This is a genomic window from Wolbachia endosymbiont (group B) of Aricia artaxerxes (assembly GCF_964026975.1).
In the GTDB taxonomy this organism is placed as follows: Bacteria; Pseudomonadota; Alphaproteobacteria; order Rickettsiales; family Anaplasmataceae; genus Wolbachia.
Genome location: NZ_OZ034718.1, coordinates 1157518 through 1171006 on the forward strand (window position 1 = coordinate 1157518; position 13489 = coordinate 1171006).

14 protein-coding genes are annotated in these 13489 nt (G+C 33.3%); 6 read left to right on the forward strand and 8 right to left on the reverse strand.

The genetic code is table 11. From position 1 onward, the window contains the following. Nucleotides 1-256 precede the first annotated feature (256 nt). The 5 genes from AAGE00_RS05220 (at nucleotide 257) to AAGE00_RS05240 (ending at nucleotide 4766) form a co-directional block, all read left to right on the forward strand. Nucleotides 257-1117: a hypothetical protein gene (locus tag AAGE00_RS05220; RefSeq protein WP_213863723.1), complete on the forward strand. Its 861-nt coding sequence runs from the start codon at nucleotides 257-259 to the stop codon at nucleotides 1115-1117. A gap of 264 nt (nucleotides 1118-1381) precedes the next feature. Beyond that, nucleotides 1382-1510: a hypothetical protein gene (locus tag AAGE00_RS05225; RefSeq protein WP_019078577.1), complete on the forward strand. Its 129-nt coding sequence runs from the start codon at nucleotides 1382-1384 to the stop codon at nucleotides 1508-1510. Continuing rightward, nucleotides 1485-1694, forward strand: a complete 210-nt coding sequence (locus tag AAGE00_RS05230; RefSeq protein ID WP_012481750.1) for a hypothetical protein — start codon at nucleotides 1485-1487, stop codon at nucleotides 1692-1694. Before AAGE00_RS05225 ends, AAGE00_RS05230 begins: the two co-directional genes overlap by 26 nt. 175 nt (nucleotides 1695-1869) lie before the next feature. Then, entirely contained in the window at nucleotides 1870-2403 is a 534-nt protein-coding gene (locus AAGE00_RS05235) for an HK97 family phage prohead protease (protein WP_007302694.1), read from the forward strand. Between the two features lie 101 nt (nucleotides 2404-2504). Further along, nucleotides 2505-4766 (forward strand): hypothetical protein, encoded by a 2262-nt coding sequence (locus AAGE00_RS05240; RefSeq protein ID WP_341815185.1) that lies wholly within the window; start codon nucleotides 2505-2507, stop codon nucleotides 4764-4766. Here AAGE00_RS05240 and AAGE00_RS05245 read toward each other — a convergent pair. Together AAGE00_RS05245 and typA are read right to left on the reverse strand one after the other, a co-directional pair. Beyond that, nucleotides 4759-5985 carry a CCA tRNA nucleotidyltransferase gene (locus tag AAGE00_RS05245; RefSeq protein WP_213863724.1) on the reverse strand — a complete coding sequence of 409 codons (1227 nt, stop codon included), beginning with the start codon at nucleotides 5983-5985 and terminating at the stop codon, nucleotides 4759-4761. The genes AAGE00_RS05240 and AAGE00_RS05245 overlap by 8 nt on opposite strands. A 333-nt stretch (nucleotides 5986-6318) precedes the next feature. Further along, the gene (typA, locus tag AAGE00_RS05250) at nucleotides 6319-8148 is read right to left on the reverse strand and encodes a translational GTPase TypA (protein WP_007302691.1); all 1830 of its coding nucleotides are present in this window, start codon (nucleotides 8146-8148) and stop codon (nucleotides 6319-6321) included. Nucleotides 8149-8370: 222 nt separating this feature from the next. Here typA and gltX point away from each other — a divergent pair, with 222 nt between their 5' ends. Then, nucleotides 8371-9705 (forward strand): glutamate--tRNA ligase, encoded by a 1335-nt coding sequence (gene gltX / locus AAGE00_RS05255; protein ID WP_052264733.1) that lies wholly within the window; start codon nucleotides 8371-8373, stop codon nucleotides 9703-9705. Between the two features lie 231 nt (nucleotides 9706-9936). On the opposite strand, the gene AAGE00_RS05260 is transcribed toward gltX, so the two are convergent. From AAGE00_RS05260 to AAGE00_RS05285, 6 genes are all read right to left on the reverse strand, one after another. Then, nucleotides 9937-10344: a transposase gene (locus AAGE00_RS05260; protein WP_019236369.1), complete on the reverse strand. Its 408-nt coding sequence runs from the start codon at nucleotides 10342-10344 to the stop codon at nucleotides 9937-9939. Nucleotides 10345-10488: 144 nt separating this feature from the next. Beyond that, entirely contained in the window at nucleotides 10489-10872 is a 384-nt protein-coding gene (locus AAGE00_RS05265) for a transposase (RefSeq protein ID WP_341815186.1), read from the reverse strand. A gap of 142 nt (nucleotides 10873-11014) precedes the next feature. After that, nucleotides 11015-12034 (reverse strand): DNA polymerase III subunit delta, encoded by a 1020-nt coding sequence (gene holA / locus AAGE00_RS05270; protein ID WP_007302689.1) that lies wholly within the window; start codon nucleotides 12032-12034, stop codon nucleotides 11015-11017. A gap of 5 nt (nucleotides 12035-12039) precedes the next feature. Beyond that, on the reverse strand, nucleotides 12040-12222 hold the full coding sequence (locus tag AAGE00_RS05275; protein WP_007302688.1) for a hypothetical protein: 183 nt from the start codon (nucleotides 12220-12222) through the stop codon (nucleotides 12040-12042). Nucleotides 12223-12336: 114 nt separating this feature from the next. Then, a complete protein-coding gene (locus AAGE00_RS05280; RefSeq protein WP_015588476.1) occupies nucleotides 12337-13146 on the reverse strand; it encodes a metal ABC transporter permease in 810 nt (269 codons plus the stop codon). Then, nucleotides 13140-13487, reverse strand: coding sequence for an Mth938-like domain-containing protein (locus AAGE00_RS05285; RefSeq protein WP_007302686.1), 348 nt, complete (start codon nucleotides 13485-13487; stop codon nucleotides 13140-13142). Before AAGE00_RS05285 ends, AAGE00_RS05280 begins: the two co-directional genes overlap by 7 nt. Nucleotides 13488-13489 lie beyond the last annotated feature (2 nt).

A 13489-nucleotide genomic window follows, 5' to 3' on the forward strand; every position in this document is an offset into this window, starting at 1 on the left:
GTTTGAAAAATGCCTATTTTACAACAAAATTCGTTAGTAGCCATATATTAAAAAGCTTTTCTTCTTACAATAACCTCAACCAACACTAGCTATGCAACAAAGCCATCCAGTGTTGTGGCACTGGGTGCTCCGCTCTTTTTGTATTTTACGACTAAGGATATCATTTTTTAGTGCTTATTTCTTAATATATTAATATAAATCTTAATTAAGTAATTATAGTACTATATTATTTAACTCAATATTAATGATAATTATTATGGATTTAAAAAACTTACAACTAGAGTTGCTTAGAATAATTTTTCTCATACTTGCACCAGCTAGTGCAGAAGAAGAAAGAGATATGAAGGAGCGAGCATTAGAGATTATAAGTATATTAAAAGATCATATTAATGATGATATAGAAATGAATAATCTGAGAATGACAATTTTAGACTACATTGTCTTTTGTGATAGTCAAGATAACGTAAGGTTAAATAACAGATCGTTATTAGACTTAGAAGATGCCGTCAAAAGTATTGGAGGGAAAACTTCACAAGAGTTAGGGCGAGTAAATCAGATTCCACAGCAACCAAATAGTATTGGGTTAGCGGTAGCAGAAGCTACAATACAATATGAGGCGCATGTGAGAGAAATGGAAGAGAGAAATGTAAGGATTATCACCTCAATTGGAGTATTAGGTATAACAGCCTTAGGAGTTAATCTAGGAGTTAATCTTGGAAAATCAAAAGTGAGTGAAATTATTGGTGCAACACTTGGAGGACTATTATCCATGCCAATAATGGTCATGTTACCAGCATCAATAGCAGTAGCGTTAAAAAACAGTAATTCAGAGCTTAGAGAAGTAGTACAATATTCTCTTGATGCAACAAGTAAACCGTCAAGGATTGGGTTAGTAGCAGCTTTAGGAGCAGGCGCGATGATGTTAATTAACAATATAACTAGCAGCAGCACTGAAACAAATATGGAATTATTAGGCCCTGGTTTTATAGCTGCAACTGGAGCTGGAATTGGTGCTGCATTGTCAACGGCTTTAGCGAGAAGGATGTTTGCTACTATCTCCACAAATTTGGAAAGTACTACTATTGAACAAACAAATATTCAAGGACAGAGCATATAAACTTGTAATAGCTTCAAACTATTATAAATAACTTTCCCTACTTCCTTCTTTATCGTTACCCCGGGTGTTGTAAAACTGGGGTAATACCTTCCGCTACGAAAATCACCTACAAAACACAATCTTTTTATTCCCCCAAACAATTAGTTGTGAATTTAAGCAATCATATTAATATAGTAAATATTTACTTAATATACTAGTATTTACCTTGACTAAACAATTATAGTGCTGTATAATTTGTACTTAAGCTTTAATAGTGAGGTGTTGATGGACGCACAAGAATTAGAAAACTTACAGAAAAGTTCATCAACAAAATCCCAAGATGCTGGGGAGAAAACATCAGAAGAGTTGGGAAGAAATTTAAACCCGAATGAAGCCAATAATGATATATTCTAAAATCTATCAAGAATACGAGGGAGAAACATGGACAGAGTCATTAATGAATGGTTTTATAGCCGCTGTTTCATTGGGATTTGGCTTCCTTCTAGGAAAAGCTACAAACGAAGCTGTTTCTACAAATCTGGAAAACGCTGCTGTTGAACAACCCAATGTGCAACAAACCCTACCCTTATGTATATAAAATGACAAATTTTATAACTAAAAAAGTACTTCCACATTTTCAAAGCACTGCATACAATAGAATTATATTGTAGTGCCTTATACTCATCCTGAGATATAGGAAAACAATCTATACAACATTTTAAGCTGGCTCAGAGCGCTGGCAAACCCAATACCATAATTTACAAGGAGGACTTATGAATAAGAAATTTCTCTATTCACCATTATCAATAAAAAGCATAGAAGAAAACGGAGTATTTTCTGGCTATGCGAGCGTTTTTAATATAGTTGATAAGCAAAATGATCTGATATTACCAGGAGCATTTAAGAATAACTTAAATAAAAGTCAGATAAAACTTCTTTGGCAGCACAATCCGAGCGAGCCTATAGGTAATATTACGGATATTTGCGAAAATGATATTGGCCTATATATAACTGCACATTTGCTTTTTGGTATTCAAAAAGCAGAGGAAGCATATTTAATGCTCAAAACTGGAACTATTAACGGGCTTTCGATTGGCTATATACCAATAGAGTATGATGTTGATCATGAAAGCGGAGCTCGAGTGTTAAAACAAGTGGAGCTATGGGAAGTTAGTTTGGTCACTTTCCCTGCAAATTTGGCAGCTCAGGTAATCAACGTGAAAAATCAGCACAATGAACAAGAAATGTTAGCAAGAGCAATAGAAAAAGCAAATTCTGTGCTTACGAACATGTGTATTTCTACTTAAAATCTATAAAAATTTTCACACAATTTAACATTTATATTATTATTTATTTAATAATTATATTAATATATATAACTTCAATACTTTAAAAATTAGGTAATTTTATGCTAAATGCTAACAATAAGGTTAATTACGAACCTAAACAAAAGGAAAAAAAATATAGCTTATCCACTGTGCTTGCTTGGCTATATCTAAAAACAATTGGACGAATGTTGCCAGAAAAGTGGAATCAATGGGCAAAGAGTATCCTACATTACAATATTGCAGATAATGTGGTTCAGACTGATGATCTTTTAAATTCTAACAGAGAAAAGGAATTGAAGGATGAAAATGAGAGATTAAAAGAAAAGTTGAAAGAAGGTAGTAAGAAGGAGGAAAATCAGTCAAATTTAAATCAGGAATTAACTAAAAAAGAGAAAGAAATTACTAAACTTAAAGAACAAGTAAAATCATTAGGAGAGGAAAAAGAAATATTTGCTAAATTTTTTGCAGCACAAGCACAGCAGATTGAAGACTTAGAATTAGAAAATGAAGAGTTAAAGTCTAAACTTGCAGGACTTAAAAAGAACTATAGTGAATTGGTAAAAATTGCACAAAAAAGAGGAGAAGAATTTTTAGCACAGTTCAAGGAAAAGTCTGAGGAGATATTACATTTGCAGAAAGAATTAATTGAGTGCAGCAAAGAATTTGCAAATAAAATAGAAATGCTCTCAGTAAGGGTAGAAGAAAAAGATGGGAAAATAGGTAGTTTAACGCAATTAAATGAAAGATTAGAACAAGAGAAAAAGGAAATGGAGAATAAAAATAATGCACAACAGCAAACTATATTTACAAAAGACCAAAAAATAAAAGAGCAAGACGATTTGATAAATTCATTTCGTGAAAATAAAGATATAAATCAAACTGTGAAGAAAGAGAATAAAAGCCTACGAGCGCAAAACACAGAACTTAAGAGTAAATTTAGTAAGTTAAACAACGAGTCTGATACTAAAATAAAGGAATTAAAAAATCAACTTGAGGAGAAACAAGCAGAATTAGAACAAGCTAAGAAAAAAAATACTGAATTAGAGGATCTTAAACAACAATTAGAGCAAAACAAAAGTGATTCAAGTAATAAACTAAGTGCTGCTGAAATAAAGAAAAAAGACTTAGAAAGTGAAGTTACTAAGTTACAAGAACAAGCTAAGGAAAAAGGTGCTGAATTACAGAGTCTTAAACAACAATTAGAGAAAGAAAAGACTAATCTAAATACCATTGAAAAAGAGAAAAAAGAATTAGAAGGTGGAGTTAAAGAATTGAAAGAAAAATTACAGATATTAGAAAAAAATAGTGCTGAAATAGAAAAACAAAAGACCGATTTAGAGAAAAAATTAGAGTCTTCACAAAGAGAGAATAAAAAGTTACAAAAACAAGTTGAACATCTGAGTCAAGAACGAGAAAAAGCAACAAGTATCGCAATATCTTCTGTTGAAAATAATGTAGAAACACTTAGTGAAACATTAAAAAATCAACAGATTGAAAGTTCAATAGCTGAAGATGGACCACAAGAGTTAAAAGAAAAGTCAAATAATGTTGATACAAAATTAGAAGGGATTGATGAAAAAACTAAAGCACAAGCAAAAACTAAAGAGGTAGATAAAGTTAGTACAGTATCTATTGCAAAATCAACTGCTTATTCTATAATTCCAAAGAGTTTATCTAAGCTTCGCGGGAATGAGGATCTCAAGAACTTTTTATCTAAGAAAAATGAGGAGTTGAAAAAAAGTTTTCCTGAATTTAAAGAAAAACACTTTTGCCATAACGTGCTTAAGGAAACTATACAATCTCTAGTATATCAAAATGGTTATAAATTTAAAAGTGATAAGTTACTTGCACTGTTGAAAGAGAATTTGGTTAAATCTGGAAAAGCGATCATAGAAACTAAGGTTAACAAAGTTGTTGAAGAACTTGCTAAAGATTTTGTTAAAAAAAATGATCTCAAACAGGTAATTTTTGTTGAGAGGTGTGCAGAAAAGTTGTATTTAAATGAAGAAGATAGTAAATCAATACTAAATTCTTTCACAGATTTTTTGGCTAACAGAAATGATAGCAATAATGACTCAGTCAAAAAATTTGTTGTGCAGAAGTTAACGGAAGCTGAAATGAAATGTTTTTCAGATAAGATTCAAGGATTACAACTAGCATCAAGCATACGAGATAAATTTTTATCTCCAGATCAGAAAATGTGCGTTCAAACTTCAGAAGAAAACAATGAATGCCAATTAACAAAAAAAGCTAAAGAAAAATACAAATTAACACCTAATCCTTCCATGAGTCACACTAATAGCACTCCGGTAAGTGTGAAGCAAGAAGCAAAGTCTAGATAAAACTTTTAGCATAAAGTATCAGCTCCTCCTTTGTTAAAGTGTAGGAGCTGTCTTCCCAATGTTGTCGTAGCAATTCCAAGTTTCTACCTAAACTTTTCCCTGGTTGATGACCTATAGTTATTAAATCATCACCAGATAAAGGAAATTTTGGAATGTTAAACATCTTAGCAAATGAAATATACTCATCAACATTTATTCCAGACTCAATACCACAAATCTTCATTAAGTCACAATATAATTCCTTACCAAATAAAGATATGTATTTCTTTTGCTCTTTTTCTGAAAGCTCTGTTTTAATATTGTTTGATAATAAAAATAATAGCTTTTTCTTTTGCTTATTTGAAAGACGTAAAAACTTGCTCACTTCTTCTCCAAGACTAACTCTATCTTCGGCAGTCCTAAGAAGCAAAGCTAATTTTGTTAGTGCATCGATTGTGGGATCTAGGAAAGGCGTATGGACATACGCTGAGGGTTTTGTAAGAGGTTTAGTGTTGATAAGAAGTGGTGAAGATAAAATTTCACATTTTACTTCTTTTGGAATGATTTTTTGTAAAACATCAGATTTTTGCATGCTCTTAAGTGTTGGAGCAGGATCATTGCATTCCAACAACTTAAATATTTCTTCTCTTATTCTCTCTCCAGAGAGGTTTTGAATCATGTGTGAATGCTTTTTGCACACATCCAATATTTCATCACTTAAATCTCCTATGCATATTTTAGCGTGAAAACGAAACGCTCTTAAAATACGTAGATAGTCTTCCTTAATTCTATCTTCAGCGTTACCTATAAAGTTTAACTTTCGTGCTTTTAAGTCCTGAATGCCACCAAAGTAGTCGTATATATGGCCATATTTGTCTGCATAAAGAGCATTAAACGTAAAGTCGCGCCTTGAAGCATCAGCTTGCCAATCATTAGTAAATTCTACCTTCGCATGTCTACCGTCACACTTTACATCATGCCTTAGCGTTGTAATCTCAAAGGATCTTTTATTTAAAATCGCAGTAATAGTTCCATGTTTTAAGCCAGTTGGAATAGTTTTTATATTACGGAGTTTTAACGCTTTAACTGCTTGATTAGGCAGCAGATTAGTAGCAAGATCGATGTCGTGAATGTCACGCTGTAAAATTGAATCTCTAACACATCCACCAACAAGCCTTGCCTCACCACCAAATTTCTCTATGGCCTCAATAATTACACTAGTTTCGTGATCAATTTGCATTTAGGTTACACATACTGAAAATCATGTTACAAAAAATGCGAAACTTTTGCAAAAATCCTCATATAAAAATATATAGGCAGGAGAGTGGTAAAATAAGAGGGTAAAGTGATAGAGTAAGTCTACAACAAATCCAGTGCCTAGAAACTTATAAGTATAAAAGTAATGTTAAAATACAATGTTTTCGATGATTATAAAAAAGCTGGATGAGCCACTTGCATGACACCTTTGTAGCCTTCTCTTGTCATCCCAATACCTGCTCAAGTAACTGACACTGGTTCCCTTTATGATGGTGTTATCCGAGTAGCTCATCCAGATTTTTATCAGGAACGTTGATTACTCTTTATTCTTCGCCCTTCCTGCACGTTTACGTTCATTTGGATCGAGGAACTTCTTACGCAAACGTATAGATTTTGGAGTTACTTCTACCAATTCATCATCGTCTATATATGCTATCATATCCTCCAGTGTCATTATTTTTGGTGGAGTAAGCTTTATAGCTTCATCGCTACCTGAAGCTCTTACGTTTGTTAATTGCTTACCTTTAAGTACATTTATTTCTAAATCATTGTCACGACTATGCTGACCGACAATCATACCACAATATACCTTATCTTGTGGCTTAACAAACATAATTCCCCTATCTTGCAGATTGAAAATTGCATACGCTACTGCTTCGCCTTTGTCTGTTGAAATTAAAACCCCATTACGCCTTCCGGAAATTGAACCTTTATGTGGAGCATAACTGTGAAATAAACGGTTGATTATACCAGTGCCGCGAGAATCAGTTAAAAATTCTCCTTGATAGCCAATTAATCCCCTTGATGGCACTAAAAATGTCAACCTAGTTCTGCCACTACCAGAAGGTCTCATGTCAGTTACTTCACCTTTTCGAAAGCTAAGTTTTTCCATGATGATTCCACTATACTCATCATCTACATCAATTACTACTTCCTCTATAGGTTCAAGTTTTTTGCCATCTTCTTCTTTAAACAGCACTCGAGGCCGTGAAACTGAAAGTTCAAAACCTTCCCTTCTCATATTTTCAATCAGTACCCCAAGCTGCAACTCACCACGTCCACCTACTTCAAATGCTTCACCACTTGGAGCCAAAGTTACAGTAATTGCAACGTTTGTTTCTGCTTCTGCATATAAACGATCTTTTATAACAGTTGAGGTAAGTTTTGTTCCCTCTTGCCCAGCAAAAGGTGAGTCATTCACGCTTATAGTAATCGCCATTGTTGGCGGGTCAACTGGAGTTGAGCTGATCGCAGTTGTAACTTCTGGTGCTGCTATAGTGTCTGAAACTGAAGCTTTCTCAAGTCCTGCAATGGCAATGATATCACCAGCTACAGCTTGCTCTACTGGAACGCGTTTTAAGCCAGAAAATGAGAGTAACTTAGTTAATCTCCCTCGCTCAACCACTTGACCATCAAGATCAATTACCTTAAGATCTGAGTTAACTTGCGCGATTCCTTGGTAAATCTTTCCTGTCAATATTCTGCCAAGAAATTTATCAGATTCAAGTAAAGTAACTAGCATAGCAAAAGGTGCATTTTGATCATAAACGGAAGGTTTTATGTAATCTATCACCGTTGAAAATAATGGGCTTAAATCTTTTCTCTCATCAGATAGCTCCTTAGCACACCAACCATTTCTACCTGAAGCATAGAGTACTGGAAAATCTAGTTGCTCGTTGGTTGCATCAAGGTTAAAAAATAACTCATATATTTCATTTAGTACTTCATCAATTCTGCTGTCTGGTCGATCAACCTTATTGATTATCACAATCGGTTTTAAATTTGCCTTTAGTGCTTTTGACAACACAAACTTAGTCTGTGGCATTGGACCTTCTGCAGCATCAACCAGTAGTAATACACCATCTGCCATGCAGAGCACCCTTTCCACTTCTCCACCAAAATCCGCATGTCCTGGTGTATCAATGATATTGATTTTCTCATCACCCCACATTATTGACGTACATTTTGCAAGTATTGTAATCCCACGTTCACGTTCTTGATCACCACTATCCATCACTCGTTCTTGAACTTCTTGATTCTCACGAAACGTGCCACTTTGTTTTAACATGTTATCAAGTAAAGTAGTTTTTCCGTGGTCAACGTGTGCAATTATTGCAATATTGCGGATTGATTTAAATTCACTCATTTCTTATCATTTCAAATTTAATTTAATAACAAGTATACGTATAATATATTTAGAGTAAATAACTAAAGCCGTGCTTTCAGAGTATTTTAGGCAGATCATGGAACTCTAACAAAAAGGTTTCATGTTCGCTGTACTTTGTAGCAACTAACACCAAGACAAAGAAGAATCTTGCTTTAGCAGTACATTTATATAAAATTAAAATAAACTAAAGTAATCATTTAAATGCTAACAAGATTCGCTCCAAGCCCAACTGGCTACCTACATGTAGGAAACATACGCACTGCACTCATTTGTTGGATGTACACACGTAATCAAAATGGAAAATTTTTACTACGTTTTGATGATACTGATCTTGAGCGTTCAGATATCAAATATGTAGATAATATCATAGAAGACCTAAAATGGATTGGCATAAATTGGAATTCAAGTTTTAAGCAATCAGAGCGTTTTGAGCGCTATAACGAGGTGTTCTTACAGTTAATGAAAGAAGGTCATATTTATGCATGTTATGAAACAAGAGAAGAATTAGACACTAAACGAAAATTGCAATTAAAACAAGGTCTTCCCCCTGTTTACGATAAAGGTGCGTTGCTTTTAACTGAGCAAGAGAAAATTCGTTATGAGCAAGAAGGACGAAAACCACATTTCAGATTTAAATTGGATAGAAATAAAACTGTAAAATGGAATGATGAAGTTAAAGGCGAAATAAATATTGCAACAATTCATATCAGCGATCCTGTAGTAAAAAGAGAAGATGGAATTTATACGTACATGCTACCTTCTGTTATTGATGACATTGACTTTAATGTAACCCATGTTGTACGTGGGGAAGATCATGTAACTAATACCGCAGTTCAGATTCAAATGATTCAAGCATTAAAAGCGAAAATTCCTATCTTTGCCCACCTTCCCTTACTACACTTTGATGATAGCAAAATATCGAAACGGAAAGGCGGGCTGGATATTAAGTCCATAAGAGAAGATGAGATTGAATCAATGGCGCTAACTAGCTATTTAGCAAAGCTTGGAACATCTGATCCGATAGAAGCTTATATTGATATGCAGTCTTTAATTGACTCATTTGATATCAAAAAATTTAGTTCAGCATCTTTACAATTCAGCTTGAGTGAAATGTATAAGCTAAATAGCAAAGTGCTACAACAAATGCCATTTGAAATGGTGCAAGATCGTTTAAGTCAAATTGGCTCAGAGTTTTGGTATTTTATAAGGAGTAATATAGAAAAGTTTTCTGAAGTGGCCAAATGGTGGAAAATATGCAAATTTGGTATAGAACCTGTGGTTCTTAATAAAGAGTTTATAAAAATAGCGCTAAGCACATTACCTCAAGGTGATTGTAATGAAAACACATTATCAGAGTGGGTTAAAAATATTCGACAGACAATTGATATAAAGGCAAAAGATCTATTTATGCAGTTGCGCCTCGCTTTAACAGGAACAGAAACAGGTCCAGAACTCGCTAAATTATTAATTTTTATCGGTAGAGAGAGCATTATTGCAAGGTTAGAAGAAAGCCAAAGAATTATACAAAAGGTTTAAATGCACCGAATGTATTTTGAATGACACCAATAAGCATTGTTCAGGAAATGTGAAAATATTAGATTTCTTGTCATTCCAGTTTCTGCTCCTGTCATTCAAGTAGCTAACACTGGAATCCATAATCTCGCCAAAACGTTGTATTTTAAAATAACTTCTATACATATCCCATATTTCTGGATCCCAGTGGGCTTTGTTGCATAACACTTCATGTAGTGGTGATTTACGACAAATTCATGTAACTATTTCAAATTTAGCCATACCAAAATCAGTAAATTTGTTAAGCAAATAACACTTGAGTAGCAGTTCCTTTTCACGATTAACCTCAGATTTGTTACGAAAATTAAATCCGAATATTTGTTTCAGTCGCGAGAAAAAACTTTCTATATAAGATCTTTTTCCGTAGTTTATTTGCCTTTTCCACATCTTTATATTATCTTTATCATATGACTTTATTAGTCTAATTGCAGCATTTCTCTCTGCCATATAGTCTAACTTTGGATGCTCTACTGCATTATTTTGCAGAGGAATTTTTGTCTTTATCCCAAGTTCATTGCACAATTTATATAATTTCTTTCGGTTATATGCCCTATCTCCATACAGTGTGCTTATATTGAGCTTCAACTCTTTCAATAAGATCACAGGTTCCGTAATGATCAGAATAAACTCCTCTACTATATTTTGCAGCTATGACTTTTTTGCTACCTATCTCCAGCATTACATGCAGCTTTCTTACCTGTTTATAACTGCGATACTTCGCTATTTTCCTTACTGTGACCAGGGGTATTATCTGATACTTGTACTATCTATGGCAATTTCAATACCTTCCGTATCATTTTTGTTAACTCTACAGTCACTGATCTTAATATTGAGTTTTCTAAACCTCCTTGAAGCTTGTGAATAGCTGATAATCTGCAAATTTTTTCCTATTTGCTGCAAATACCCTTCTATAAACCCTACCGTTTGTCTTAAGCCAATTCTAAAGAGATTAGCGACTATATGCACTAAAATCACAACTTTATCGCTATAAATATAGTTGCCACCAGCCATTTTTGGACCTTTTCCGTACCAATTCTCAATTGCTTCATTAATAAAATGAAAAATATTTCCCCTCTCTTGGAGAAATTTGTTATATTCATGGCAGTTACTGACTCTCATTTTTTGTGACATATTTTTCTTTCGTAGGTTAAATGCTTGTCTTATAGTGAATTTTGTCAGTAACTGCTAGCTCTTTTTACTTGAGTGATGCAACAAAGCCATCCCAGTGTCAGCTACTTTCATGACAACATTTAGTTGTTTTTTCTCGTCTACCTTATTTTACTACTCTGCTGAACGAATAACACCAATAGTTAATCTCATGCTGAAAGATCATTTTATGGTCCAAGTCAGTTCTTTTACAAGTCACTTCCAAGCTCATCAAATTTTCTAAGATCTTCTTAAGTTCTGAAAGTTGCAAACTTTTCAAATGAGATTTAAAACTCTGCAATTGTTTGAAGAACAATGGAGGACTCAGCTGGTCAATTGCAGCTTGTTCATTCATTCCATTTTGTATTAACAGCAAAACGCTTTCTAGCCGTAGAAAATAATTTGATATAATACGGATTAATGCTATCGGTGAAAAATTCTCTTGTAATATCAATACATCGGAAATTTTGATGAATTGTCCCATGTCTTTACTCACTATTGCAGAGCACAGATTATCAAGTGTAACATAATCATTGCCGGAGGTTGAAAAGCATAGATCTATATCAGCAAGTTTAAGATCTTTTCTTTTTCCTAGATATAAAACTAATTTTTCAAGCTCTGAATATATAGGCAGTTTGCTATGATTAAAATAAGACTGCAAGTGGTAGATTATCTCACTTGTGCACTCTATATCATTTTGTTTCAAGTAACTTGATATAATATCACAAAGATTACTACCGCTGTCCTTATAGCAGGTAATGACACCGAAAATTTTTGAGCTTTCCATATAACTTTTAGTTGTAGAACTATATGGAAGATCATTTGCTATCATTACTATATAATGATCGCCTATATTATGATCCAATATGTTTCTTAACTCTTTAGATATACTTCCACTGACATTTATCAGCTTAACTAACCTTTTTTTAGTAAACATCGAAATGTTTGCCAACTCGGAAAATAACAAGCCAGGCGACTTATTCACTACTGCAAAATCCATCACCTGAACTGAATACTCATTCAAGTTGGCAATTATTTCCTGTACAAAAATATCGACCTTACTATTGTCACTCCCATGAATTAATACACCACTTAAAGTATCGGGTTTCTCAAGGAATTTTTTAACTTTAGATGGCGTGATTCTCATGCCATCTATATTATATTATCACTATTTGGTGGTACATCATTTGATTGCACATCAGTTTCCAACAATTCTGAGCTTTCTTGATTTGCTGTATTCTGCATATCATCAGACACTTCTTTCTTTCCCGTAACATAATTATAAAAATTTTTTATAGGCTGTCCTATATATCTAGAAAAAAATCCTTCGGCCATATCTTTCACTCCACAAATTAACAATTAGCACATAAAAACAACGTAGCAAAAACTACTTTACGCTCAGATAGTTACACTCATTTGTTAATGAATTATGAACTTCCGAGACCAAAATTAAGTCGATCTACTTAACACCAATCTTATAAAATAAGCAATGATTAAATACACAGCTGCGATAAGTATAATTGCAGGTCCAGTTAATAAGTCAAAACTTGCAGATAATATCAAACCTGATACTCCAGAAATCACAGAAAAAACTGTTGCAACAATAATCATTTGCATTGGAGTTTTTGAAATGAGTCTTGCTGATGCAGCAGGTATTAACAAAAATGCAGCAATGAGTAATATTCCTATTAATTGAGCAGAAATTGCAATAAAGATAGCGAGTATAATCAAAAATTCTAGCCTAACAAAATTAACATTTACTTTCTCAACTGTTGCCAAATCTTGATTAATCGAAATCATCAGCCAATAGCGCCATCTAAATATTAATATCAAAGTAACTATTACGGAGGTTAGAAAAATTGATATTATATTACTTTGGTCAATCATTAATATGTCACCAAAAAGTGAGCTAATAATACTATTATTACCTGATGGAAGAAAAGACATAAGTATTAAACTCGATGATAAAACTACATTGGTAACTATGTTCAATATCGTATCAGCAGAGTATAATTTATTAAAATTAAGAGAAAGTAGTATAGCAAACATAATTGCAATGAGCATTATACTTACCGATGGGCTGATATTAAAGATCAAAGCAAGTGCAATACCAAGCAATGAAGAATGGGACAAACTATCACCCAAATACGATAACCTTTGCCATATCATAAATGACCCTAGAGCTCCTGTGACTAGGCTAATCATAATTACCGCAATTAGACTGTTTATAAAAAAACTCTGTGTAAATATCTCTAACATGCTATCAGATAACTGACAACAAATCTATCTTCAGATATTAAAACGTTATGGGTTCTGCATGCAGAACCCGTCGTCATAAATTCAAAATTTAAATTCTTTTGCTCCATAAGATAAGACTTCATTGAACAATCGCGTATCTTACCAGTACCTATTATCAAAATCTCTATTTCCTCTGTTAAAAAAGATTTAAAATACTCCTTGTTATTTATATCACTTTCTTTCAATTCAATCACCTTTTCAGGAAAAATTATAATTGAGCCATGATATTCTTGATTATTTACCCAAAATCTTTCTTCCCTGTAACCATCTATAAGATTTTTCTTCTTGGAAATTAAGGGCATAA